We start from the raw sequence: 23,673 nt of genomic DNA, 5'->3' as shown, positions 1-23,673 counted from the left end.
CGGTAACGGGCGCTCCGACCGCCGATCGGTGCTGACGTCTGTCGAAGCCTCAGCCGCCGTTGGATTTGGCGGGTTGGTTCGCCTTGACCCATTCGGTCATTCGGTCCCCGGCCATCGCCCGGTACATCGCCAGTGCCTTCTCCCGGTCGGAGACCACCACCGACTCGCCGTCGATGGTCTCGCTGCCCAGGTGCGGGCTGGTCACGAAGGTGAGGTTCTCGCCGCGCAGCTTCCGGAACTGCATCGCCATGTCGACCAGCGAGAAACCCTCGTCCACGGTCACCGCGTCGGTCACCGACTGGAGGAAGGCGTTCAGCTTGCGCGGATTGGTCAGCGTGCCGCTGCTGGCCGCCTTGTCCATCAGCGCCCGAAGGAACTCCTGCTGGTGCCGCATCCGGGCGAAGTCGCCGTCCGGGAACTGCTTGCGCTGGCGGATCCAGTCCAGCGCCTCGGCCCCGTTCATGTGGTTGACGCCCTTGGTGAAGGTCCGGTACGGCTTGTGAATCGAGGTGACGGTCCGCTCCACCGGCAGGTCCACCCCGCCGAGCGCGTCGGTGACCTGCTTGAATCCGGCGAAGTCGACCGCCATCACATGATCCAGGTGTACGTCGGTGAAGCACTCCACCGTTCGTACCGCCAGCGGTAGCCCACCGAAGGCGAACGCTGCGTTGATCTTGCCGCGCTGGCCGGACGCGCAATCCGCGTTCGCGCTCTCCGGGATCGGCACGTAGAGGTCGCGGGGGATGGAGACCAGGTAGGCCTCGGCGTGGCTCGACGGGATGTGCATCACGATGATGGTGTCCGCCCGCCACTTGCTGGACTTGTCGATCGGCGCGTCCGGATCCCGCGAGTCGCTGCCGACCACCAGGATGTTGACCGCGCCGTCGACCTCCTTGGCCGGCCGCCCCTCGGTGATCTGCTTGAACGGGTCGGTGCGGGCCAGGTCCTCGTCCAACCCCCGGGCGTAGACCCAGGCGCCCAGGCCCCCGAGGAGCGCGAGCACCAGCACGGCGACGCCGGCGACCAGCGCGATCCGGCCCCAGCGGGGACGGGGACCCGGCCGGCGCGAACCACCGGGCCCACCCGGTCCGCCAGGTCCGCCCGGTCCGCCAGGTCCGCCCGGTCCGCCGGGGCCGGTCGGACCGCCCGACCCCTCGTCGGCCCGTGCGGGCCCGGCATCGGCGCGGCTCCGCTCGGCACCCGGCCGGGATTGCCGGCCCGGGCCGGAGCCGGGGACCGAGGCGCGCCCGGTGGAGCCCCGGCGCAGGTACAGGAGCGGGAGACCGACTGACGAGGTCGCTGACATGTAACTCAGGGTACGGACCCTGAGCCACTCACGCCTTCAGGTGACGCCCAGCCGGCTGCCGAACACCGGCGGAGAAATCAGCCCAACCGCTTCCGGAAGTGGTCGATCGTGCGTCGGAGGCCGTCTTCCGGCGCGACCCGGGGCTCGTATCCGAGCAGTTCGCGGGCCAGGGTGAGGTCCGGTCGCCGCATCTCCGGGTCGTCGGCGGCCCGGGTGACGTAGGTCACCTCCGACGTGCTGTCGGAGAGCGACACGATCAGTTCGGCGAGCTGGCGCATCGACATCTCGTGCTCGGTGCCACAGTTGATCGGCCCGGTCTCGGTCGAGTCGAGCAGCAACAGGATGCCGCGCACCAGGTCGTCGACGTAGCAGATCGAGCGGGTCTGCGCCCCGGTGCCGTGCACGGTGATCGGTTCGCCGCGCAGGGCCTGGGCGATGAAGGTGGGGATGGCCCGACCGTCGTCCGGCCGCATCCGGGGGCCGTACGTGTTGAAGATCCGCACGATGGCGACGTCCAGGCCGTGACGCCGGTGGTAGGCCATGGTGGCCGCCTCCGCGAACCGCTTGGCCTCGTCGTAGACGCTGCGGACGCCGATCGGGTTCACGTTGCCCCAGTACGTCTCCCGCTGCGGGTGCTCCTTCGGGTCGCCGTACGCCTCCGAGGTGGAGGCCAGCAGGAACCGGGCCCCGTCGGCGACCGCCCGGTCGAGCAGGTGCAGCGTGGCGACCGAGCCGACCCGGAGGATCTCGACCGGGAGGGTGGCGAAGTCGGTCGGGCTGGCCGGGGAGGCCATGTGCAGGATCGCGTCGAAGCGCTCCGCCAGCGCCGGGTGGTGGGTCGGCAGGCCGTCCGAGACGTCCGCGTCGACCAACGTGAAGGTGGGGCGCTCGGCGAGGTGGGCGACGTTCTCCTTGGACCCGGTGACGAAGTTGTCCACCGCCACCACCGTGCAACCACGGTCCAGCAGTACGTCGACCAGGTGCGACGGGACGAAACCGGCGCCGCCGGTGACGAGAATGCGGTGACCGGCGCCGAAACGGGGAGCTACCTTCATGCCGGCCAGCCTACTCAGCGGTGCCGCCCGACGGGTGGTTGCATCAGCGGTGCCGCCCGACGGGTGGTTGCAGGGGCCCCCTCCTACCGCATTCTGATGAGGAGGGGGCCCCTGCAACCGCCGGAGCGGCGTGGATCACCTGTCAGTGGGCGCCGGCCCCGGTCAGGGCGCGGACCTCCAGTTCGGCGTACTTCTCCTCGTCGCTCTCCTTGGAGAGCACGGTGCCGAGCCAACCGCAGAGGAAGCCGAAGGGGATGGAGAGGATCCCGGGGTTGGACAGGGGGAACCACTGCCAGTCGTGGTCGGGGAACATCGACGTCGGTAGCCCCGACACCACCGGCGAGAAGAAGACCAGCCCGACCGCCGAGAGCAGGCCGCCGTAGATGGCCCAGACCGCCCCGGAGGTGTTGAACCGCTTCCAGAACAGGCTGTAGAGGATCGCCGGCAGGTTGCCCGAGGCGGCCACGGCGAAGGCGAGCGCGACCAGGAACGCCACGTTCAGGTTCTGCGCGAAGATCGACAGCAGGATGGAGACCGCACCGATGACCAGGGCGGAGATGCGGGCCACCCGGACCTCCTGCCGTTCGGAGGTCTGGCCGTTCTTGATGACGTTGGCGTAGAAGTCGTGCGCCAGGCTGGACGAGGACGCCAGGGTGAGCCCGGCCACCACCGCCAGGATGGTGGCGAAGGCCACCGCCGCGATGATCGCCAGCAGGGTCGCGCCGCCCAGGTCGCCGCCGAGGAAGTCCGCGCCGAGCACCTCGGCGAGTTGTGGCGCGGCCGTGTTGCCCGCCTTGTCCTGGGCGGTGATCGCCTTGCTGCCGACCAGTGCCGCCGCCCCGAACCCGAGGGCCAGGGTGAGCAGGTAGAAGGTGCCGATGATGCCGATCGCCCAGAGCACGCTCTTGCGGGCCGCCTTCGCGGTCGGCACCGTGTAGAAGCGGATCAGGATGTGCGGCAGGCCGGCCGTGCCGAGCACCAGGGCGATGCCGAGCGAGAGCAGGTCCATCTTGTTGTAGAAGGTCTGGGTGGCGTTACCGGCCACCTCGACGCCGTACCGGAGCCCCGGTTCGAGGAAGGCGCTGCCCTTGCCGGAGGAGGAGGCGGCGTCGCCGAGCAGCGACGACAGGTTGAACTTGTACTTCGCCAGCACCAGCAGGGTCATCACCAGCGCGCCGCCCATCAGCAGGAACGCCTTGACGATCTGCACGTACGTGGTGCCCTTCATCCCGCCGACCGTGACGTAGATGATCATGAGGGCGCCGACCATGATGATGGTGGCGACCTTGGCGGTGTCCGCGTCCATGCCGAGGAACGTCGTTCCCGGCCGGATGCCGAGCAGGAGCGCCACCAACGCGCCCGCGCCGACCATCTGGGCCAGCAGGTAGAAGATCGACACGGTGATGGTGGAGGCCGCGGCGGCGGTCCGGACCGGGCGCTGCCGCATCCGGAAGGCCAGCACGTCGGCCATCGTGTACCGGCCGGAGTTGCGCAGCAGTTCGGCGACGAGCAGCAGCGCCACCAGCCAGGCGACCAGGAAGCCGATCGAGTAGAGGAAGCCGTCGTAGCCGTACAGGGCGATGAGCCCGGCGATGCCCAGGAACGAGGCGGCCGACATGTAGTCGCCGCCGATCGCCATGCCGTTCTGGAAACCGGAGAAGGACCGGCCGCCGGCGTAGAAGTCGGTGGCCGTCTTGGTCTGCCGGCTCGCCCAGATGGTGATCGCGAGCGTGGCCGCCACGAAGACCAGGAACAGGGCGATGGTCAGGTTGCGGGCGGTGGTGCTGCCCGCCTCAGCCGCGAGGACCGTGTTCATGGTTCACCTCCCCGATCTCGGCACGGATCCGGTCGGCGACCGGATCGATCCTCCGGTCGGCGTACCGGGCGTAGAGCCAGGCGATCAGGAACGTCGAGACGAACTGGAGCAGCCCGAAGACGAGCGCGACGTTGACGTTGCTGCCGAAGAGCTTCGTGCCCATGAAACCCCGCGCGTACGCGGAGAGGATCACGTAGAGCGCGTACCACAGGAAGAAGGCCACGGTCATCGGGAAGACGAAGCCGCGCAGCGCGCGGCGCAGACCGGCGAACTCGTCCGACCGCTGCACGGCGAGATACCGTTCGCTGCTCGTCGGCGTGGCGGGCGTGGGTGTGTCCGTCGACATCTGTGGATCACCACCTTTCGCAGGCGTGGGGTGTTCCGCGCACCGTAGGGAGGGTGCGGCCCGCCGAGAAAGGGATAGATCGGTGCCGGTCGCTCACTGCGCCGAACGGCCGATTGGCTGCGCCGAGTGACCTAGGTCACTCAGTTGAGCGGTCGTCGGAGACGCTCAGTCCGCCAAGGTGCGGTACCGGCCCCGGTGGTGCAGCAGCGGCTCGGCCCGCTCGGCCAGTTCGACCACCTCGACGGTCGCCTCGACCAGCAGCGCCCAACCGCACTCGCGACTACCGTCCAGTCGGCAACCCACCCAGCCGCCGGCATCGGCCGGCACCGGACCGTACGGGGTGTCGACCCACTCGTCCAGGGCGAAGAGGCCACCGGGGGCCGGGAAGAGACCCGCGAACCGGTCCGCGAGCTGTCGATGCGCCGGGCCGAGTACCGCGACCGCGAACCGGCCCTCCTCCGCCACCGCCGCCCACAGGTCGGCCTCCGGATCCACCAGCCCGAGCAGCCGGTCCGGCTCCCCCTCGGCGACCAGGGTCGACGAGACGGTCAGCCCGGCCGGTCCGGGTGCGGTCCACAGGGTCACCGGGGAGGCCAGACGTCCTCGCAGTCGGCGGGCCGGTGACCGCGCAGCGGCCGGCGTGGCGAACGGATCGACGTGGTGGATCTCCGCGCCCGGCTGATGATTCACGTGAAACATTGTGACCCGGCTGGCGGGCCCGTGGGCCTCACCGCCCACCATCGGGCCGGGCGGCGGCGGCCACCACCACGGGGTCGGCGCAGCCGGCCGCGAAACCGGCGATGCGGCGGCGGATGTCCCGGCCGAGCAGCCACGTCCCGATCCGCTCCGCCACCGGGCGCAGGAGCGCCGGACGGCAGCGGAAGTTGTACCGCCAGGTGGCGACCGTGGTGCCCGGTTCGGGGCCGGCGGCGAACCGCCAGCCGCCCGCGAACATCTCGAAGAACCACGGACCACGGACCATCTTCATCCCCACGTGACTCGGCGGGGAGTACGAGACGTACTCGCTGACCATGAGCAGGCCGTGTCGGGAGCGGGTGACCGTCCGCACCCCCTTGCCGGGCCGGGTCGCCCCGTCGGCGAAGTGCTGTTCCCGGACGAACGGGTCCCACCGGTAGCGCACCGACCCGACGGTCTGCGACACGGCGAACGCCAGCTCGGGCGGTACGGGGACGGTGGCGACCGCCTCGACAACGGGCATCGGCCCATTGTGCCGCCGTCGCGCACGCCGGGCACGATTTCGGCGGCCCGCGCGGACCAGCGAAGTGTGCGAAGGGCCTCTATCGTGCGGGCATGGCCAACGTGACGCCGCAGCAGCTCGCCCAAACCCGGATCGTCGTCGCCGACGCCGTGCTCCGCAACGAGGTGGACTTCCGGGGCTACCCGCACCGCCACGTCGCGGTCGTCGGCCGTCCAAAGTTCATGAACAGCAACATCACCCAGCTGCTGGAGGCCGTCGAGTACCTGGGTCACTACGGGTGGGAGCTGGTCAACATCACCCCCGGCACCGGTAGCCACCTCTTCTACGCCTTCCTGCGCCGCCGCTGACCGGAGGCGACCCCGGTACGCGGCGGTCACCGGCGTGGGGTCACCGCGGACAGCAGCTCCGGCGTCCGGTGGTCGAGCACGTCACCGGCCAGGTACGCGCCGAGCAACGCCGCGCCCAGCCCGTACCCCAGGCCCAGCGGTGCGGCCAGCCAGAGCCAGGCGTCCCCGAGCAGCGCCGCCGCGACCACCATCGGCACCGCCGCCACCGTCGAGACGAGCATCGACAGCAGGGTGAGCAGTCCCTTGGCGATGCCGGCCCCGCTGTTCACCGCGAAGGGGTTGCTCGTCTCCGGCAGCGAGTACGCCCCCAGGATCGAGACGTACCCGTTGATCGCCAGGCCCACCCCGTACGCGGCGAAGAGGCTGCCGGCCATCAGGCCCAGCCACGCCGGCCGGTTCAACAGCACCGTCAGGACGACCGCGACGACGGCCAGCATCGGCAGCACGTACACCGAGAACGCGGTCATCCGGGCGCGCAGCTCCAGCCGACCGGGCACCCCGGCGACCACGTTGGCCGCGTACGCGCTGCCGTCGAAGCCGAACTGGTTGGCCAGGGTGACCGAGGCGAGCACCCCGACGAAGATCATCGAAATGCTGACCGTCACCGGTGAGGAGTCGGGGGTGGCCAGTTCCGCGCCCTCCCCGGCCGTGAAGGTGATCCCGCCGAGGTTGACCATCACCGGCACGAAGATGCCGACCACCGCGATCGTGATCAGATTTGCCCGCCGCCGGGCGTCCCGCCACCAGTAACGGCACTCCCGGGCGACCAGCGCGCCGAACCGGTCCCGCCGGGCCCAGCCCACCGCACGCGGGAAGAGCTGCGCGACCGCCCCGCCGACCGGGCCGCGGCGGGTCCTGGCCGGGCCGGAGCTGGCCGCCCCGACCATCGCCGACTCCAGCGACCGGGACCACCACACCAGCAGCGCACCGATGGCCGCCACGGTGATCAGCAGTTTCACCGGGACCGTCCACGCCCGCCCCTCGGCCACGTCGATGCCGAGCGTCCAGGGTGCGCCGAGCGGGGTCCAGCCGACCACCCGGGCCACCCCGGCCAGCCGGTCCCAGTCGGCGTCCTGCACGGCGGCCAGTACCACGAGCTGCAACGGGCCGAGCAGCGCGGCGAGCAACGCCAGCAGCACGGCCGCCAGGTCGCGTACCCGCCGGGAGCGCAACATGGTGGCGAAGGCGCTGGTGATCGCCCGACTGGCCGCCACGCAGAGCAGCAGCCCGGCGACCACCCCGACGGCGGCGGCCAGCGCCGCCGCTCCACCACCGAGCGCCCCGGAGGTGACCACCAGCCCGGTCGTGGCGAGCAGCGTCGCCACCGCCGGCACGCTGACCAGCGCGGCGGCGAACAGGCCGGTCACCAGGGTGCGCCGGTGCAGCGGCAGCAGCGCGAACCGGGCCGGGTCGAGGGTCTCGTCCACACCGAAGAAGACCAGCGGCAGCAGCAGCCAGCCGAGCACCAGCAGGCCCCCGCCGAACGCGGCGGTCATCAGCGCGTACCGGGACTCGCCGGCCAGCCCGGGGGCGGCCAGTAGGAAGAAGCCGGTCCCGCCGAACCAGAGCCCGGCGATCACGCCGCCGACGAAGAGGGCGATCCGCCAGCCCTGGCCGCGGAAGTTGTTGCCCATCACCCGCAGCTTGAGTCGGACGAAGTGGCGGGCCGAAACGGGACGGATCCGCTCGGCGGGTGCCGTCACCGGGACAGCCACGACAACTCCTCGCCCGTCGCGGTGCGCCCGCCGACCACCTCCACGAAGACCTGCTCCAGCGAACGCTCCCCGCGCACGTCGTCGAGGGTGCCGACCCGCTTGATCGTCCCCTCGGCCAGGATGGCGACGTGGGAGCAGAGCCGCTCCACGACCTCCATGACGTGGCTGGAGAAGACCACCGTCCCGCCGCCGACGACGTACCGGTGCAGGATGTCGCGGATCAACGCCGCCGAGACCGGGTCGACCGCCTCGAACGGCTCGTCCAGCACCAGCAGCCGGGGGCCGTGCAGCAGCGCGCAGGCCAGCCCGATCTTCTTCTTCATCCCGGCCGAGTAGTCGACCACCAGGGTGCGCCCGGCGTCGATCAGGGCCAGCACGTCGAGCAGCTCCGCCGCCCGCTGGTCGACCACCGCCGGGTCCATGCCACGCAACAGGCCGTGGTACGCCAGCAGCTCCGCGCCGCTGAGCCGGTCGAAGAGGCGTACGCCGTCCGGCATGACGCCGAGCAGTTGCTTGGCGCGGACCGGGTCACCCCAGACGTCGTGCCCGAGCACCCAGGCGCCACCGGCGTCCGGCCTCAGCAGGCCGACGGCCATCGACAGGGTGGTGGTCTTGCCGGCGCCGTTCGGGCCGAGCAGCCCGTAGAACGAGCCGGCCGGGACGTCGAGGTCGACGCCCGCCACCGCGACCTTGCTGTCGAACCGTTTGGCCAGCCCACGCAGTTGCAGGGCCGGGCGCGCAGAAGTCATGCCCCGAAACTAGCCGCCGAAGGCCACCGGTCTCTCCTGCTCAGGGACGATCTCGGCCTACGACTCCGGTGCCGCTGAGGTGGTTGCAGGGGCCCCTTCCTCGACAAAAAGCGGTAACAGGGGACCCCTGCTTCCACCCCACCCGAAGCCCGGCGGGGCTACAGGCGCAGGGACTCCGGGGTGTGCAGGCGGAGCATGGTGGTGGCGACGTCGGTGGGCTGGCGACGCCGGGAGGCGACCGAGACGGCCACCATGACGGTGAAGGCGAGCGGCACCGTCCAGGCGGCCGGCTGGGCGATCAGCGTGGCCGGCCAGCCGGTCAGCGGCGGGCCGAGCACGGTGAGCAGCACCGCGCCGATGGCCGCGCCGCCGCCGGCCAGGATGCCGGCGGCGGCACCCAGGTCGGTCAGCCCCCGCCACCAGATGCCCAGCACCAGCAGCGGGCAGAAGCTGGACGCGGCCACCGCGAAGGCCAGCCCGACCACCTGCGACACGTCCATCCCGGAGACGTTCAGCGCCAGCACCGCCGGTACCGCCCCGGCGATCACGGTGGCCAGGCGGAAACCCCGTACCGAGCCGCGCCCGAGCACGTCGGTGGAGATCACCCCGGCGACGCTGGTGAGCAGCCCGGACGAGGTGGACAGGAACGCCGCGAACGCCCCGGCGGCGACCAGCGCGGCGAGCAGCCGCCCGGTCGTCCCGTCGCCGAGCGCGGCACCGGGCAGCAGCACCACCACCGCGTCGGTCTGCCCGGTTACCAGCAGTTGCGGGGTGTAGACCCGGCCGAGCACCCCGTAGAGGGTGGGCAGCAGGTAGAAGGCCCCGACCAGGGCCAGCACCACCAGCGTGGTCCGCCGGGCCGCCGCGCCGTCCGGGTTGGTGTAGAAGCGGACCAGCACGTGCGGCAGCCCCATGGTGCCGAGGAAGGTGGCCAGGATCAGCGAGTACGTCCCGAACAGCCCCCGGTCGTCGTCCCCGGCGGTGCTCGGCAGCAGCCAGTCGGCGGCGTCGGTGACCACGCCGGAGACCTCCGGCACCGGGTCACCGGCGTCGAAGGTCAGCTCGTCGCCGGGGCGTACCTCGCGGGTGGTGCCGTCGGCGAGGGTGAGGGTCGCCGGATGGTCGACCACGACGGTGGTCGCGGTCCGGAACGCCGGCCCGTCGGGCGGGGTCACCGCGGGGCGGCCGTCGGCCTGCCACTGCAACACCAGGAAGATCACCGGTACGGCGAGCGCGGTCAGCTTCAGCCAGTACTGGAACGCCTGGACGAAGGTGATCGCGCGCATTCCGCCGAGTGCCACGTTCGCGATGACCACCACGGCGACGACCAGCGCCCCGACCGGGTACGGCGAGCCGGTCAGCGTGGTCAGCGTGAGCCCCGCCCCCTGGAGTTGCGGCACCAGGTAGAGCCAGCCGATGAAGATCACGAAGACGGTGGCGAGTGCCCGGAGCCGGCGCGAGTGCAGCCGTAGCTCGCAGAAGTCCGGCAGGGTGAACGCCCCGGAGCGGCGCAGCGGCGCGGCCACGAACAGCAGCAGCGCCAGGTAGCCGGCGGCGAAGCCGACCGGGTACCAGAGCACGTCGACGCCGTACTTGAGGATCAACCCGGCGATGCCGAGGAAGGAGGCCGCGGAGAGGTACTCGCCGCCGATCGCGGCGGCGTTCCAGGTCGGGCTGACCGCCCGCGAGGCGACCAGGAAGTCGGAGGTGGTCCGGGCCACCCGCAGCCCGTAGAAGCCGATTCCGAACGTGGCCAGGGTGACCGCCACGATCGCCGGCACCACGTACCCGTTGTCCACCTCAACGCTCCGGCCGCTGGACGAGGTCGCTGAAGTCCTGCTCGTTCCGTTCGGCCAACCGCACGTACGCCCAGCCGACCGCGACCAGGAACGGGAAGGCGGCCACCCCGAGCAGCAGCCACGGCAGGTTGACCCCGAAGAGGGTGACGCGGCCGACCGTGGGTGCGATGGCGAAGAGCCAGGGGAGCCCGCCGAGGCCGATCAGCACCACCACGGCCAGCCGCAGCGCCAGCGCGAGCTGGGCCCGGACCAGGCCCCGGACCAGCGCCTCGCCGACCCGGGTCTGCTCGGTCAGCTCGCTGCGGGTCCGGTCGGCACCCCGCCGGGACACCTCGGCGAGCACGATCCGCGTCCGAGGGCGCGGCTCCGGTCGCCGAGGTGCTGGTACGGGGTCGGTGGGGGCGGCCACTGACGCAGTCTCGCCGCCCCCACCCGAATGTCAAGCCCCGATCAGCATCCGGGCCGGCTGTGCACAACCTGTGGACAACCGGCCCGGAGCCTGTGGATAACTGGATCAGCCTGTGGACACGGACACCACCAGGTCGGCGGTGAGCGTGCCGGTGGTCGGCACGGTGTACCGCGCGACCCGGAGCACCCCGTCCGCGTCCGGCAGCCGGTACGTGCCGGAGACGGATTCCTCTCCGAGCGTCAACTCGTAGGTGAAGTAGATGCGCTGCTGGCCGAGGACCGGCACGTCGAACCGGCCGTTCTCGACCCAGTCGGCCGCCGCGATGTCACCGGTGTCGACGCTACGGGCGATCACGAAACCCCCGGTGAACGGGGTGCCGTCCGGGGTGGTGACCGCGCCGGTGGCCCGGCTGGCCGCCCGCATCGCCATGTCGTGGGTGGCGGTGCCACCGGCGGCGACCGTCACCGGAGTGGCGGTGAACCGGCTGACCGCGTTACCCGACCACTGGTAGCCGTACGGGTGGGAGCCGAAGACCACCGGCCAGGCGTACGGGCCGAGCTTCGTCAGCGTGTAGCGGCCGTCCGCGCCGGTGGTCGCGTCCTCCGCCCCGACGCCCGGGTGGCCGGTGAGCACCGAGACGAAGACGTCGCGCAGGGGAGCGCCGGTCGCCGCGTCGGTGACCGTACCGCTGATCGTGCCCGCCCGGTCCATTCGGACCTGCGGACCAGCCACCACCGTGCCGGCGGTCGCCTCGACCGCCGCGGCCTGCCGCTCGTCCCCGGTGCCGCCGGCCGGACCAACCCACTGCCGACCGTACGTGTCCCTGTTCGTCGTGGCGAAGAGCTTGTACGTGCCGGTGGCGAGCGGACCGACGCTGACGCGACCGAGCTGGTCGGAGCAGTTGCCGTACCCGTCCAGCAGGGCCGCCCGCTTGGGCAGGAAGGCAGCGAGGCAGACACCCGACAGCGCCGCACCGGTCTGCGCGTCGACGACGGTGGTGGTGATCACCGCGCCCGGGCGCATCGCCGGGGAGATCTGCGTGGTCTGGTTCGCCCGCACCTGGACGCCGAGCAGGTCCCGTGCGAAGTACCGACGGGAGTTGGTGTAGAGGTGGAGGTCGTGCCGGCCCTCGGGTAGCCCGGTGACGACGACCTTGCCGGTGCCGTTGCTGCACCCCCCTGGGGAGGCGCAGAAGTCGGCGATCGGGGCTCCGGTCACCGAGTCGACGGCGGAGACCTGCACCGAGCCGGTACCGAGGATGCTCTCGGTGACCGTGGTGTTCTGCCCGCCCTGCACGGTGATCACGTCGGCCTCCTCGTGGGTGAGCTTGCCGTCGTAGAACTGCTGCCGGCTGCCCGTGTCGAACATGATCTTGTAGGCCCCGGCGAGCAGCACCGGGACGGTGAAGGTGCCGTCGGAGGCGGTGCGGGTGTCCGCCCCGCCGCGCATGTTAACGGTGTTCACCCCGACGTACGCGTCGGCGATCGGCGTACCCGTGGCGCTGGTCAGCGTCCCGGAGAGGCTGCCGGCGGGGAGCACGGTGTCGTCGACGGCGGTCTCCGCACCGGCGGTGACGGTGTACTCGCCGGCCTCCTCCTCGTCGATCTCGCCGGGGACGTACTGGCGCTGCCACAGCCCCTCGATCGGTGCGAAGGAGATCCGGTGGGCGCCGACCCACGCCGACATCCGGTAGCGCCCGTCGGGTCCGGTCCGGGCGTACACCACCTCGTCGCTGTCGACCTTGCGCGCCTCGAGCAGAAGGTCCCCGACCGGGTTGCCGGCGGTGTCCCGGATCTGGCCGCTGATGGTGCCGGTGGCGAGGAGCTGCTCGTCGACCGTGGTGGTCTCGTCCGCGGTGACGGTGATCTGGTCGGCGTCCCACGGACTGGTCTGCTGCCGGTAGAACTGCTCCGGGCCGTCGGTGAGGCGGAAGCCCACCGCGTAGCTGCCGGTGGTCAGCCCGGTGACGGACCAGTTGCCGTCAGCGTCGGTGTCGGTCCGGCTGATGACGAAGAAGTTCCTCGGCTCGTAGACGTAGACCGTGACGTGGGCAGCCCCGACTCCGGTGCTGGTGGTCAGCCGTCCGCTGACCGTGCCGGTCTCCGCCGCCTGCGCCGGGACCGCCCCGGGCACGACGAGGGACGCGACGACGAGGCCGACCAGGCCGGTACGTCGCAGGAGGGACAGTCGCATGTGTCTCCCAACGCGAGGGTGGTGGGGCGTCCGCGCAGCACGACGCCGCACCGACCCCGCGCCCCGTACCGGATCGGCACCGGGAGCATAGGCGACCGACTATTTCTGCGACTCCGCTTTTCGGCTAGGCGGCGGTGGTTCCGGCCAGTGGGAGGTGGCCGGTGGGCCGACCCTGGTCAGCGGTTCCAGTCCTGCTTGGCGGCGCGGACCAGCCGGTCCTTCAGTTCCCGGGTGTGCCGGCGACTCACCGGCAGTTCGGTGGAGTCGACCACCACCACGTAGCCCGAGTTCACCAGCCGCAGTTCGGCGATCAGCCGCAACTGCACCAGGTAGGAGCGGTGGATCCGGACGAAACCGGCATCCGCCCAGCGCTCGGCGAGGGTGGAGAGGGACACCCGGACGAGGTGCGACCCGTCGGCGGTGTGCAGCCGCGCGTAGTCGCCCTGCGCCTCCACCCAGCGCACCGCCGAGCGGGGCAGCATCCGGGTCGTCCCGGCCAGCTCGACCGGGATGGTCGGGTCGTCCTCGGCCCGGGCCAGCGCGGCCGGGTGACTCGGCACCACCCGTGCCCCGATCACCCGGCGCAGGGACTCGGCCAGCCGTTCCGCCCGGACCGGCTTGCGCACGTAGTCGGTCGCGCCCAGGTCGAAGGCGTCCACCGCGCCGTCGTCGTACGCGGTGACGAAGACGATCGACGGCGGACGGGCGAAGCGGCGCAGCACCCGGGCCAGCTCCATGCCGTCCAGACCGGGCATCCGGATGTCCAGGAACACCACGTCCACGTCGTCGTCGCGGAGCACCCGCAGCGCCTCGGTGGCGTCCGAGGCGGTGTGCAGCCGGGCCACCCGGGGGTCGGCGCGCAGGTGGTACGCCAACTCGTCCAGCGCCGGGGGCTCGTCGTCGACCGCCAGCACCCGCAGGAATCCGCCGGTCACGAGCCGGCCCGGACGCCGGGGTGGAACTTCGGGATCCGCATGCTCACCTTCGTACCCGATCCGAGGCCGGTCTCCACGACCAGGCCGAACTGGTCGCCGAAGGCCGACCGGAGCCGCTCGTCGACGTTCGAGAGCCCGACGTGCTGGCCGGAGTCGTCCCCCGGACCACCCGGGGCACCCATCGCGCCCGACTCCCCGGCCAGCTCGGCGATGCCGGCGGTCAGCGTCGCCGGGTCCATCCCCACTCCGTCGTCCTCCACCGTGATGTGGCACTCCGCACCGGCGTCCCGGGCCTCGATGCTCACCATGCCCGTGCCGGGCTTGCGGGACAACCCGTGCCGGACGGCGTTCTCCACCAGCGGTTGCAGGCAGAGGAAGGGCAGGGTCACCGGCAGCACCTCCGGGGCGATCTGGAGCCGCACCTGGAGCCGGTCGCCGAACCGGGCGCGTTCGATGGTCAGGTAGCGGTCGATCGAGCGCAGCTCCTCGGCCAGCGTGGTGAACTCGCCGTGTGCCCGGAACGAGTACCGGGTGAACTCGGCGAACTCCAGGATCAGCTCCCGGGCCCGCTCGGGGTCGGTCCGGACGAACGAGGCGATGGCGGTCAGCGCGTTGTAGATGAAGTGCGGGCTGATCTGTGCCCGGAGCGCCCGGACCTCGGCCCGGGCCAGCCGTTCCCGGGAGGAGTCCAGCTCGGCCAGGGCGAGCTGGTCGCCGGCCCAGTCGGCGGTCTCCAGGGTGGCCTGCACCAGCCCCGGCGCGGGTGCCTCGTCGGCGACGGCCACCAGCGCCCCGACCACCCGCCCGTCCGGGCCGCGCAGCGGGGCGACGACCGCGCCGCGTACCGGGCAGTCGACCCGGTCGCAGCGCAGCTCCGCCTCGCCCAGCACGGTCGAGCGGCCGGCGGCCACCGCCTTGCGGGCCGCCGCGCGCAGCTGGTCCGCGTGGTGTGCGCCGCGCCCGTCGAGGGCGAGCAGGTCGTCCCGGTCGGTCAGTGCCAGCCCGGCCGCGCCCACCAGGGCCCGCAGGTGACGGACGGCCTTGGCCGCGCCGGTCTCGTCCAGCCCGGTACGCAGCGGTGCGGCGGCCAGCCCGGCGGTGTGCAGCACCTCGTAGGTGGCCCGCTGGGTGGCGGTGGCGATGCCCCGTCGGGCGCGCAGCCGACCCACCCCGAACAGGGCGGCCACCAGCGCGGTCACCAGTGCGACGACCGCGAGCCCTGCGGAGACGTTGCCGCTCACCCGACGATCCTGTCCGGTCGGGGCACCGCCCGCCAAGCCCTCACGGGCCGCCAGCGGTCAGTACGCGCCCTTGCGGGCGAGCACGACCCCGACAGTCCGCCAGAGAATGCTCAGGTCGTACGCGAGCGACCAGTTGTCGACGTAGTACAGGTCGAGCCGGACCGCCTCGTCCCAGGAGAGGTCGGAGCGACCGGAGACCTGCCACAGACCGGTCATTCCGGGACGGACCAGCAGTCGGCGGCGGACGTCGCCCAGGAAGTCACCGTCGTCGGCGGGGAGCGGACGGGGCCCGACCAGCGACATCTCGCCCCGGAGCACGTTGATCAGCTGGGGCAGCTCGTCCATCGAGGAGGCGCGTAGGAAGCGGCCGACCGGGAAGACCCGGGGATCCTCCTTGATCTTGAAGAGCATGCCGTCGGTCTCGTTCTGGTCCACCAGGGCGGCGAGCCGGTCCTCGGCGTCGACGTACATGGTGCGGAACTTCCAGACCCGGAAGGTCCGCCCCTCGTGGCCCACCCGGGGCTGCCGGAAGAAGACCGGCCCGGGATCGGAGACCCGGATCGCCACCGCGATGGCCAGGAACGCCGGGACCAGCACCAGCAGCCCCAGCCCGGCGGCCACCCGGTCCAGCAGGTTCTTCATCAGCAGCGCCGGGCCGGAGAGGGTGGGCTCCTCGACGTGCAGCAGCGGCAGGCCCTCGATCGGCCGGATGTGCACCCGGGGGCCGGCGATGTCGGTGAGCTGCGGCGCGACCACCAGGTCGACCCCGGAGCCCTCCAACTGCCAGGCCAGCCGGCGCAGCTCCCCCGGCTCGGCGCTGGCCGAACCGCAGACTGCGATCGTGTCCCCGCTGACCTCCCGGACCAGGGCGAGCACGTCCCGGCCGGCGTACACCGGCACCGGGGTCTCGATGCCCCGCGCGGCGGCGTACCCGTCGGTGATGTGGATGGCGACCGGCACCAGGCCGGCGGCCGGGTTACGGGTGACCGCCGCGTACACCTCAAGGCACTCCGGCAGCGTGCCCACCAGCACCATCCGGTGCCCGGCGTGCCCGGTCCGCCGCCGCACCCCGTGCAGCGTGAACCGGCCCACCATCCGACCGAACAGGATCAGGCATGCGGCGCCGAGCAGCGCGGTACCCACGGTGTACCGGGAGAGATCGGTCTTGGTGGCGAAGGCCAGGAACGACACGCTGGCCGCCACGGTGACGGCCGCCCGGATGACCCGCTTGAACTCGTCGGGGTCGAGACCCAGGTAGCGCCGGTCGTACGCCCGGTTGCTCCAGAGGGTGACCACCCAACCGAGCGGGAGCAGGACGTACGAGACGGTGTGGAACCAGGTGGGGTCCTCCTCGGAGCGGGTGAATCCGGAGGCCGCCTGGTCGAAGAGCTGGACCGCGATCCAACTGGCCAGCGCCGCCGCGCCGAAGTCGAGCAGCAGCAGCAGGAAGGTGTAGGGACGGTGCCACCGGGAGACCCGGCGGCTGGCCCGCGCCCACGCCGACCGGGGTACGCCGTTGTGCGACGACGGAGTCGGCGGCTGGATCTCGAAGCTGTCGACGTGCCGCACGATTCTGCTCCGGCCTTCGTTGGTCACCGGGCGCTGGAGGCTTGCCGTCACCTCAACTGTGTCCTCCCGCATGACACGCGCCGCCCACACAGTGAGGGGCCCGGTCGCCCACCGTTACCAGTCTCCCACGCGAGCCCCGACACCGTCGTCGACCCTGAGGAGATGACGTCGGTGCTGGGACCGGGATCCGGCCGGCTCCGATCAGCGGGGAGCCGGGGACCGAGCCACTATACCGATGGATCGGGGTAGGGGTAGAGCCACGCAGCCGACGGTGGGGAACCGGGTGGGTGATCTTGACGCCTCTGTCCGGTTCGACGTCACTCACCGTACGATGCGGGACAACCGTCGGTCAGCGAGAGGTTTGCCGCCGGTCTGGCACCGGGGGCAGTACTGGAGACTGGAGTCGGCGAAGGAGACCTCCCGGACGGTGTCCCCGCAGACCGGACAGGGCAGCCCGGTCCGGGCGTGCACGTTCAGCCCGGAGCGCTTCTCCGCCTTCAGCTCCGCCGCCCGTTGCCCGACCGAGCGGGTCACCGCGTCGCCGAGGATCCGCCGGGTCGCCTCGTGCAGCGTGGCGAGCTGCGCCTCGGTCAGCCGGCCGGTCAGCGCGAACGGCGACAGCTTCGCCGCGTGTAGGATCTCGTCGGAGTACGCGTTGCCGACCCCGGCCAACACCTGCTGGTCGGTCAGCACCCCCTTCACCTGGCCCCGCCGGCTGCGTAGCCGCTCGGTGAAGGTGGCCAGGTCGGCGTCGAGGGCGTCCGGGCCGAGCCGGGCCACCCCGGGGACCTGCGCCGGGTCGGTCACCAGGTACGCCGCGAGGCTCTTCTGGGTGCCCGCCTCGGTCAGGTCGAAGCCGGAGCCGTCGTCGAGGCGTACCCGCAGCGCGATCGGGCCCTTGCCCGGGCGCAGCGGTACGGCGGACGGGAACGACTCCCGGTAGTGCAGCCAGCCGGCGAGGGCCAGGTGGACCACCAGGTGCAGGTCGCCGTCGAACACCACGTCGAGGAACTTGCCGTGCCGACCGGCGTCGGTCACCGTGCGCCCGACCGCCGCGTCCGGCGCGGGGTCGTACGTCTTCAGCGCGTTGATCGCGGCGACCTCCACCCGCCCCACCTGGTGCCCGACCGCACGTCGGCGCAGGTGATCGGCGAGCGCTTCCACCTCGGGTAGCTCCGGCACTCCTCAACGGTAGCCTTGGCACCCGTGAAAATCGTCGTGGCGCACAACCGGTACCGCCAGGCCCAGCCGTCCGGCGAGAACACCATCGTCGACGCGGAGATCGCCCAGCTCAGGGCGGCCGGGGTCGAGGTGCTGCCGTTCATCCGCAGCTCCGACGAGATCCCCACCATGCCGAAGACCGCCAAGGCGCTGCTGCCGATCTCGCCGATCTACGCCCCCCGCGCCCAACAGGACCTGAGTCGGCTGCTCACCGAGCACAAGCCGGACGTGCTGCACCTGCACAACCCGTACCCGCTGCTCTCGCCCTGGGTGGTGCGGACCGCGCACCGGCACGGGGTGCCGGTGGTGCAGACGGTGCACAACTACCGGCAGGTCTGCTCCTCCGGCGTCTACTTCCGGGACGGCGCGATCTGCCAGGACTGCAAGGGCCGCACGCTCGGCGTGCCGGCTATCCGGAACCGCTGCTACCGGGGCTCGACGGTGCAGAGCGCCCTGATGGCGGCCACCCTGGCTGTGCACCGCCCCACCTGGCGCTCGGTGGACCGGTTCATCGCGCTCACCTCGCAGATCGCCGAGCACCTGCGCGAGTACGGCATTCCCGCCGACCGGATCGTGGTCAAACCGAACGGCATCCCCGACCCGGGGCGGCCCGCCCCGCTCGGCGAGGGCTTCTTCTACCTGGGCCGGCTCTCCCCGGAGAAGGGCCTCGGCCTGCTGCTCGACGCCTGGCGGCGGCACCCCGACGGCGCGCTCGGCCCGCTGCGCATCGCCGGGGACGGTGAACTGCGTCACCTGGCCGAGCAGGCCGCCGCCGAGCGCTCCGACGTGACCTACCTCGGCTCACTGGACCGGGACGGCGTGCGGGCGGTGATGGCGCAGAGCGCCGTGGTGATCGCCGCCTCGCTCTGGCACGACGTGCTGCCGACCGTGGTGATCGAGGCGATGGCGAGCGGACGACCGGTGCTCGGCACCGACCTGGGCGGCATCCCGTACCTGGTCGGGGCGGACGATCCGGCCGGCGCGGTCGGCTGGGTGGTGCCCGCCGACCCGGCTGCCATGGCCGCCGCCCTGCCGGTCGCGGCGGCCGGTGCCGCCGCACTCTCGGCTCCCGCCCGGCTGCGCTACGAGCGCACCTTCCACCCGGACGTGGTCACCAAGCGCCTCATCGACGTGTACGCCGGACTGCGAGGAGGAATTCGTTCCTGACAGCTGCGGACCGGGCACCATCGCGAGCGCGCACGAGCAGCCGACGGAGCCGTCAGGTCAGCCGGGACCTTCCTCGTCGAGCAGTTCGCGGCGCCACGCCGCGAACTGTCTGTGGAGATCGTCCAGCGCCTGGTCGGTGATGCCGTACTGGGCGAAGTCGTCAGGGTCGAGCACGCAGGCCTGCCCTAGAGCATCGGCGAAGACGCGCCGATCGAACCCGCGGTCGGCGCGTTGCGCGAGGCTGAGGAGCACTTCACGGGTGTACCGGCCGGATCGGAGCGTGGCGTCGATGTCGACAAAGTCTCGGGCGAACGCCCGCCCGTAGAGCGCGCTCATCTTGTTCGCAACAGCGTCGTCGGGATGTAGGACCGGTCCGATGGCCATGAGGATGGGTTCGTTGGCCCGCCAGTCCACGCCGAGTTCGACCTTGGAGACGCGCAGGCCATCGCTGACCGCCAGCCGGGCGAACGTGTCGTACTGCCGCTCGACGCCGACCTTCAGGCCGTCGTCGCGGTAGGCGTGGACCACGGCGGTGACCGCGTCGGCGAACTCCTCGCGGCGGTCCCAGGCGGTGAACAGGTCGACGTCTTCGCTGGGCCGTTCCAAAAGGCCGGCGGCTTGGACCGCGTAACCGCCGGCAAGGGCGAAGCCATACCGGTGGGTGGCTCCGAGCCCGGTGCGGGCGAGTCGTTCGTGAAAAGGATCCACTGCTGCTACGCGGCTTCAGTACGGGTTGCGGCGAGTTCGGGGAAGGCAACTTCCCAGGTTTTTCGTAACTGAGGTGGTAGCCAGAGGGTGGGCCAGAGCCGCCGGAGGAGGTCAGCGTTGAGCCAGGTGTTCAGGTCGTCGACGCTGCTGGCTTCGGTGAGCACCACCTTGTACATGCTGGCCAGGCGTGCGGGTCGGCTCAGGTCGTACTCGGGGTGACCGGACCAGTCGAGATGGTGCGGAAGCGCGACCAGGCCTTCGGTTGGGCCAGTCAGCGCGGCAAGAGTCTCGGCCACGAGGTAGGGCCTCCGGTCACCGTAGGGACGGTAGTCGGCCGGCGGTTGGGGTGGTGTCTTGCGTCGGCTGATGTTGGTTGCCCGTCGGGCCTCCGGTCGCAGTGCCTGGCGAATTGTCTCCCGGCTGTACCCGGTGACTCGTTGGAGATCCACCGGTCGCCAGCCGGCAGCGTGGAATGCCCGTAGTCGCTCGTCACGTTCGGTCAACGCGGCAGCTTTGGTTGCCTCGTACCTGGTGACGGCAGCGCGTACGTCATCCTCCGAGAACCGACTCATGAGCTTAGCCTAGCAGGATAGGCCAAGCATGCTAGGCGATTGAAGTTCTCCGAGCCCTTATATGCGAGGCACCAGCAGCTGTAATTGGGTCGCCTTGCTTCAGCGGCTGACCCAGAAATTCCTGGACTGCGCTAAGCCACCTCCCGAGCGGGGGCGGCGGTGGTCCGGACGGAGTCGATGATCGCGATCAGGCGGTCCACGTCGGCGGACGGGAAGATTGACTCCGGGTCGGGGGCGATGTCGCTGAACGGCGATTCGTAGATCCGGTGGGGCTCCATGACGCCGTTCTGGGTCAGGTGGACGATGATCAACTCGATGAAACGAAGCTGGTTCGCGGTAAGGGTGCGGCCGGTCAGGAACTCGCTGAACGCCTCGTTGGCCGCTTCCCGGTCGAGCCCCACCAGCGAGCGGATGAACAGCCCCAGCCCGTTGGCCGAGTCGCGGGCCTGTTCGATGTCCTCGGCGCGGCCACCGCTGTCCACCAGCATTCGTTCCAGCTCGTCCAGGTCGGTGGGGGAGAGCGGCCTGTTCCGGCGGAGCTTCTGCAACGCGAGGTGGTCCTCGTGGGCGCGCAGGTACATCCGCGCCTTGGCCTGGAACCGCTCGAAGTTCGTGCCGATGGTGATGTCGTCCAGCGAGACGACGGAGATCTCCCCCAGCTCGTCGCTGAAGTCGGTGTAGACGATGGCCCGCTTGGCCCGCTCGATCAGCCGGACCAGCCCGCGCAGGCGGCGGCGCATCAGTTCCAGCATCGGCAGGGTGACGTCCCGCCACCACTCGTCCCCGGCCACGTCGTCGAGGAGCTGCTGCTGCTCCCGGACGGCCGGAATGCTGGTCTGCTCCAGCAGGGTCGAGGCGATCAACTGCACCTGCTGGCGCAGCTTGTCGTAGTCGGCGACGACCTCGAACTGGCCGAGCTGGAGGCGCAGCACCAGCAGGTCGAACCGCTTGGCCGCCTCGTCCTCGTCCAGCTTGGCGGTGGGCAGGTTGGCGAGGTTGCCGCCGATCTCCTCCACCGCTTCAGGGGTGAGCCGGTGCCAGCGCGTGAAGTCGAGGTAGTGCTCCACCAGCTTCCGCCTGGGGCGTACGGCGAAGTTGTCGAGGTGGATGGTTTCCACCCGGCCGTGCAGGTCACGGGCCAGGTCCCAGCACAGGCCCGCCTCGCTCTGCGTGCCGTCGGCCTCGGTCTCCGGGCCGGCGTCGGCGGGGAGACGCTGGCGGCGCGGGTGAGGTGGAGCAGGTCACCGGCCTTGAGCTGGACTACGGCTGGCGGAACCGGTACCACGCTGTGATCCGCGTTCGGGCGATCTGGACGTCCTGGCACCAGCCGCTGGCCGTGCAGTGCGGGCAGCGATGATGCCGGTGGTATTCGAGCACGTACCAGGCGGTCTGGATCGCCTGCGGTGTTCGTCTCGCCGTCACGACCAGCATCCCGCCCGGTACTCCCCGGCGAGGGTCAACAACGGCCGTTCGGGCAGGTAAGCCACCGTCGCGACCCCGATCGCCCGGTACGCGCCTGCCCTCTTGGCGTGGATCGTCGTCGGGCCGAGGCGGTCGAGCAAGGCCCTACGGCGACGCTTGGGCGGCCAGAACTGTTGTACCAGCTTTCGCCGGGTCAGCCAGCTCGCGATCCGACGGCCGGTTGACGGGAAGCCGGCGTCCATGAAGCCACCGGCTTGGCCGCAGTTTGCCGCCCTCCAGCCGCACCCACTGCGAGGTGACCTGAAGCTGGCTCGTCGCCGACTCGCTCGACGACTGCTGCCCGGGTGCGGGTGTACCTCGCGACTACCGCAGGTCGGACAGCTCAGCACCGACCCACACTGCCGGCACCAGCGTGACTTGACCTTGAACAGAAACAGGCCAGCCGCGAAGCCGACCGCCCCGACTGCTACCAGCGCCATGGATGAGAACACGGGCTTCGCCTCCTGGTATGGGCTGATCGAACGCCTCACCCATCGTGCACCTGCATGGTTGAAAATGCAATCCTTGCATTTGCGCGTTGCTCACCTGGTCGACCTGGGCAGGGGTTGCATGCGCACGCCGGGCACACTCAGATCAGGCAGGGGTGAAAGGACATGGAGTTGTCAGCTCGACGGCAGCCACCCACGGTGCGTTTGCGCAGACTCGCGGCTGAGCTACGCGCGTTGCGGTCGACGGCCGGCCTCACCCGAGATGACGTAGGCGAGCAGACCGGGATCAATCCGGCGACCCTGTACCGCATCGAGAGCGCCAAGTCGCGACCGCAGCGCCGGACGTTGATGGCAATGCTCGACCTGTACGGCGTCTCCGACAGCGACCGGCGGACCGAGTTGATCGCCCTCTCGCGGCAGGCCGCGCAGCTTGGCTGGCTGCGCGCGTACGAGTCGGAGTTGCCGGAGCTCTACACGACCTACATCAGCTTCGAGGCCGAAGCACGATCGGTCCGGAACTACGAGTCGCTGATCGTTCCCGGGCTCCTGCAGACCGAGGAGTACGCCCGCGAAGTGATCAAGGCTGGACTTCCGCTGGCGGGAGAGGACGACGTCCGTACCCGGGTCGAGGCACGGATGCAGCGCCAGGAGGCGCTACGGAAGAAGGAGCCGCTCCGGCTCTGGGCAATCCTTGACGAGGCGGTACTACACCGGCAGGTGGGCGGCAGCAGCGTCATGCTCGGCCAGATGCAAGCCCTCGTGTCTGCCGTCGCGGAGCCCCACGTCACCCTCCAGGTCATTCCGTTCCAGGGTGGGGCCCATGCCGGCATGCCGGGGTCGTTCGTGGTGATGGATTTCCCCGACCCGGCGGATCCGGCGCTCGTCTACATCGACAGCATGGCCGGCGACCTCTTCCTGGAGAAGGGCGCCGACGTCCGCCGGTTTACTGGCACCTTCGAACACCTTCAAGCGGCAGCGCTCGACCCTGTCGGTTCCGTCAGGACGATCAAGGATCGGATCAACGAACTTCGAGAGGTAGGCAGGACGGGATGACTCGCGATCTGAGCCACGCAAAGTGGCGGAAGAGTAGCCGCTCCAGCGCCAACGGCCAGTGCGTCGAGGTCGCGGACAACATCCCCGGTGCGGTCGCCGTCCGAGACAGCAAGGACAGGAGCGGTCCCGTGCTGACTTTCGGCGCTCAGGACTGGCGCAGGTTCATCGACTTCCTGAAGAGCAACTGACGCGACGGAGGCAGTGGACTGCCCTGGCGGCTGCCTACGGGCGTGCCATGAGCGGGATGAGCGTCACTCGCGATTTAGTGGCTGCCTGAGGTGTATTCGGTTCGGCGTGTCGTGTAGCTGAAGTGTCATTGATCTTGGAGCGACCTTCTCGACGG

At 70.9% G+C, this 23,673-nt stretch carries 23 protein-coding genes; 4 read left to right on the top strand and 19 right to left on the bottom strand.

What is annotated here, in order from left to right; translation table 11 throughout:
- Positions 1-49: 49 nt before the first annotated feature.
- The 6 genes from IGA62_RS12655 to IGA62_RS12630 all read right to left on the bottom strand — a co-directional run bounded on the left by IGA62_RS12655 (position 50) and on the right by IGA62_RS12630 (position 5,742).
- Positions 50-1,306, bottom strand: coding sequence for an LCP family protein (locus tag IGA62_RS12655; RefSeq protein WP_145821424.1), 1,257 nt, complete (start codon positions 1,304-1,306; stop codon positions 50-52).
- Positions 1,307-1,383: 77 nt separating this feature from the next.
- Positions 1,384-2,361: an NAD-dependent epimerase/dehydratase family protein gene (locus tag IGA62_RS12650; RefSeq protein ID WP_091453815.1), complete on the bottom strand. Its 978-nt coding sequence runs from the start codon at positions 2,359-2,361 to the stop codon at positions 1,384-1,386.
- 142 nt (positions 2,362-2,503) lie between these two features.
- Positions 2,504-4,177, bottom strand: coding sequence for a solute symporter family protein (locus IGA62_RS12645; protein WP_145821426.1), 1,674 nt, complete (start codon positions 4,175-4,177; stop codon positions 2,504-2,506).
- The gene (locus IGA62_RS12640) at positions 4,155-4,523 is read right to left on the bottom strand and encodes a DUF485 domain-containing protein (protein ID WP_145821428.1); all 369 of its coding nucleotides are present in this window, start codon (positions 4,521-4,523) and stop codon (positions 4,155-4,157) included. Before IGA62_RS12640 ends, IGA62_RS12645 begins: the two co-directional genes overlap by 23 nt.
- A gap of 165 nt (positions 4,524-4,688) precedes the next feature.
- On the bottom strand, positions 4,689-5,264 hold the full coding sequence (locus tag IGA62_RS12635) for a flavin reductase family protein (protein WP_377464674.1): 576 nt from the start codon (positions 5,262-5,264) through the stop codon (positions 4,689-4,691).
- Complete coding sequence (locus tag IGA62_RS12630; protein WP_145821432.1) at positions 5,251-5,742, bottom strand: type II toxin-antitoxin system RatA family toxin; 492 nt, start codon at positions 5,740-5,742, stop codon at positions 5,251-5,253. The genes IGA62_RS12635 and IGA62_RS12630 overlap by 14 nt, the downstream gene beginning before the upstream one ends.
- A gap of 92 nt (positions 5,743-5,834) precedes the next feature.
- Between IGA62_RS12630 and IGA62_RS12625 the strand changes: the two genes are divergently transcribed.
- Positions 5,835-6,089, top strand: a complete 255-nt coding sequence (locus IGA62_RS12625) for a hypothetical protein (RefSeq protein WP_145821434.1) — start codon at positions 5,835-5,837, stop codon at positions 6,087-6,089.
- Between the two features lie 26 nt (positions 6,090-6,115).
- On the opposite strand, the gene IGA62_RS12620 is transcribed toward IGA62_RS12625, so the two are convergent.
- The 9 genes from IGA62_RS12620 to IGA62_RS12580 form a co-directional block, all read right to left on the bottom strand.
- Positions 6,116-7,804, bottom strand: coding sequence for an ABC transporter permease (locus tag IGA62_RS12620; protein WP_145821436.1), 1,689 nt, complete (start codon positions 7,802-7,804; stop codon positions 6,116-6,118).
- The gene (locus IGA62_RS12615; protein ID WP_145821438.1) at positions 7,789-8,553 is read right to left on the bottom strand and encodes an ABC transporter ATP-binding protein; all 765 of its coding nucleotides are present in this window, start codon (positions 8,551-8,553) and stop codon (positions 7,789-7,791) included. Before IGA62_RS12615 ends, IGA62_RS12620 begins: the two co-directional genes overlap by 16 nt.
- A gap of 158 nt (positions 8,554-8,711) precedes the next feature.
- Positions 8,712-10,352 carry a sodium/solute symporter gene (locus IGA62_RS12610; RefSeq protein WP_145821440.1) on the bottom strand — a complete coding sequence of 547 codons (1,641 nt, stop codon included), beginning with the start codon at positions 10,350-10,352 and terminating at the stop codon, positions 8,712-8,714.
- A 1-nt stretch (position 10,353) separates the two neighbouring features.
- A complete protein-coding gene (locus tag IGA62_RS12605) occupies positions 10,354-10,761 on the bottom strand; it encodes a hypothetical protein (RefSeq protein ID WP_091453781.1) in 408 nt (135 codons plus the stop codon).
- 105 nt (positions 10,762-10,866) lie between these two features.
- Positions 10,867-12,954 carry a carboxypeptidase-like regulatory domain-containing protein gene (locus IGA62_RS12600; RefSeq protein ID WP_145821442.1) on the bottom strand — a complete coding sequence of 696 codons (2,088 nt, stop codon included), beginning with the start codon at positions 12,952-12,954 and terminating at the stop codon, positions 10,867-10,869.
- Between the two features lie 176 nt (positions 12,955-13,130).
- Complete coding sequence (locus IGA62_RS12595) at positions 13,131-13,889, bottom strand: LytR/AlgR family response regulator transcription factor (RefSeq protein ID WP_145821444.1); 759 nt, start codon at positions 13,887-13,889, stop codon at positions 13,131-13,133.
- The gene (locus IGA62_RS12590) at positions 13,886-15,130 is read right to left on the bottom strand and encodes a sensor histidine kinase (protein WP_145821446.1); all 1,245 of its coding nucleotides are present in this window, start codon (positions 15,128-15,130) and stop codon (positions 13,886-13,888) included. Before IGA62_RS12590 ends, IGA62_RS12595 begins: the two co-directional genes overlap by 4 nt.
- Positions 15,131-15,187: 57 nt before the next feature.
- Complete coding sequence (locus IGA62_RS12585) at positions 15,188-16,699, bottom strand: sugar transferase (RefSeq protein WP_232624991.1); 1,512 nt, start codon at positions 16,697-16,699, stop codon at positions 15,188-15,190.
- Positions 16,700-17,020: 321 nt separating this feature from the next.
- On the bottom strand, positions 17,021-17,881 hold the full coding sequence (locus IGA62_RS12580; RefSeq protein WP_145821450.1) for an Fpg/Nei family DNA glycosylase: 861 nt from the start codon (positions 17,879-17,881) through the stop codon (positions 17,021-17,023).
- A 24-nt stretch (positions 17,882-17,905) separates the two neighbouring features.
- On the opposite strand from IGA62_RS12580, the gene IGA62_RS12575 reads away from it, so the two are divergent.
- Positions 17,906-19,087, top strand: a complete 1,182-nt coding sequence (locus IGA62_RS12575; RefSeq protein WP_145821452.1) for a glycosyltransferase family 4 protein — start codon at positions 17,906-17,908, stop codon at positions 19,085-19,087.
- A gap of 57 nt (positions 19,088-19,144) precedes the next feature.
- Here the strand turns inward: IGA62_RS12575 and IGA62_RS12570 are convergent, their stop codons facing one another.
- The 4 genes from IGA62_RS12570 to IGA62_RS12555 form a co-directional block, all read right to left on the bottom strand.
- A complete protein-coding gene (locus IGA62_RS12570) occupies positions 19,145-19,795 on the bottom strand; it encodes a nucleotidyl transferase AbiEii/AbiGii toxin family protein (RefSeq protein ID WP_145821454.1) in 651 nt (216 codons plus the stop codon).
- 5 nt (positions 19,796-19,800) lie between these two features.
- A complete protein-coding gene (locus IGA62_RS12565; RefSeq protein ID WP_145821456.1) occupies positions 19,801-20,367 on the bottom strand; it encodes a hypothetical protein in 567 nt (188 codons plus the stop codon).
- A 131-nt stretch (positions 20,368-20,498) separates the two neighbouring features.
- Complete coding sequence (locus IGA62_RS12560) at positions 20,499-21,485, bottom strand: type I restriction-modification enzyme R subunit C-terminal domain-containing protein (protein ID WP_145821458.1); 987 nt, start codon at positions 21,483-21,485, stop codon at positions 20,499-20,501.
- Positions 21,486-21,785: 300 nt separating this feature from the next.
- Positions 21,786-22,031 (bottom strand): hypothetical protein, encoded by a 246-nt coding sequence (locus IGA62_RS12555; RefSeq protein ID WP_145821460.1) that lies wholly within the window; start codon positions 22,029-22,031, stop codon positions 21,786-21,788.
- 411 nt (positions 22,032-22,442) lie between these two features.
- Between IGA62_RS12555 and IGA62_RS12550 the strand changes: the two genes are divergently transcribed.
- Both IGA62_RS12550 and IGA62_RS12545 read left to right on the top strand, forming a co-directional pair.
- Positions 22,443-23,330 (top strand): helix-turn-helix domain-containing protein, encoded by an 888-nt coding sequence (locus tag IGA62_RS12550; protein WP_145821462.1) that lies wholly within the window; start codon positions 22,443-22,445, stop codon positions 23,328-23,330.
- Complete coding sequence (locus tag IGA62_RS12545) at positions 23,327-23,518, top strand: DUF397 domain-containing protein (protein WP_145821464.1); 192 nt, start codon at positions 23,327-23,329, stop codon at positions 23,516-23,518. Before IGA62_RS12550 ends, IGA62_RS12545 begins: the two co-directional genes overlap by 4 nt.
- Positions 23,519-23,673 lie beyond the last annotated feature (155 nt).

The organism is Micromonospora sagamiensis, from assembly GCF_014680085.1.
Lineage (GTDB): Bacteria > Actinomycetota > Actinomycetes > Mycobacteriales > Micromonosporaceae > Micromonospora > Micromonospora inyonensis.
Note: the sequence above shows the minus strand (reverse complement) of the source record. Positions and strands in the feature narration are given on the sequence as shown.

Excerpts from the sequence above, each read along its gene's own strand:
- IGA62_RS12645 (WP_145821426.1), bottom strand. The coding sequence starts at position 4,177 with ATGAACACGGTCCTCGCGGCTGAGGCGGGCAGCACCACCGCCCGCAAC.
- IGA62_RS12635 (WP_377464674.1), bottom strand. The coding sequence starts at position 5,264 with ATGGTGGGCGGTGAGGCCCACGGGCCCGCCAGCCGGGTCACAATGTTT.
- IGA62_RS12550 (WP_145821462.1), top strand. The coding sequence starts at position 22,443 with ATGGAGTTGTCAGCTCGACGGCAGCCACCCACGGTGCGTTTGCGCAGA.
- IGA62_RS12630 (WP_145821432.1), bottom strand. The coding sequence starts at position 5,742 with ATGCCCGTTGTCGAGGCGGTCGCCACCGTCCCCGTACCGCCCGAGCTG.
- IGA62_RS12650 (WP_091453815.1), bottom strand. The coding sequence starts at position 2,361 with ATGAAGGTAGCTCCCCGTTTCGGCGCCGGTCACCGCATTCTCGTCACC.
- IGA62_RS12615 (WP_145821438.1), bottom strand. The coding sequence starts at position 8,553 with ATGACTTCTGCGCGCCCGGCCCTGCAACTGCGTGGGCTGGCCAAACGG.
- IGA62_RS12640 (WP_145821428.1), bottom strand. The coding sequence starts at position 4,523 with ATGTCGACGGACACACCCACGCCCGCCACGCCGACGAGCAGCGAACGG.
- IGA62_RS12565 (WP_145821456.1), bottom strand. The coding sequence starts at position 20,367 with ATGAGTCGGTTCTCGGAGGATGACGTACGCGCTGCCGTCACCAGGTAC.
- IGA62_RS12625 (WP_145821434.1), top strand. The coding sequence starts at position 5,835 with ATGGCCAACGTGACGCCGCAGCAGCTCGCCCAAACCCGGATCGTCGTC.
- IGA62_RS12555 (WP_145821460.1), bottom strand. The coding sequence starts at position 22,031 with ATGGACGCCGGCTTCCCGTCAACCGGCCGTCGGATCGCGAGCTGGCTG.
- IGA62_RS12545 (WP_145821464.1), top strand. The coding sequence starts at position 23,327 with ATGACTCGCGATCTGAGCCACGCAAAGTGGCGGAAGAGTAGCCGCTCC.
- IGA62_RS12600 (WP_145821442.1), bottom strand. The coding sequence starts at position 12,954 with ATGCGACTGTCCCTCCTGCGACGTACCGGCCTGGTCGGCCTCGTCGTC.
- IGA62_RS12655 (WP_145821424.1), bottom strand. The coding sequence starts at position 1,306 with ATGTCAGCGACCTCGTCAGTCGGTCTCCCGCTCCTGTACCTGCGCCGG.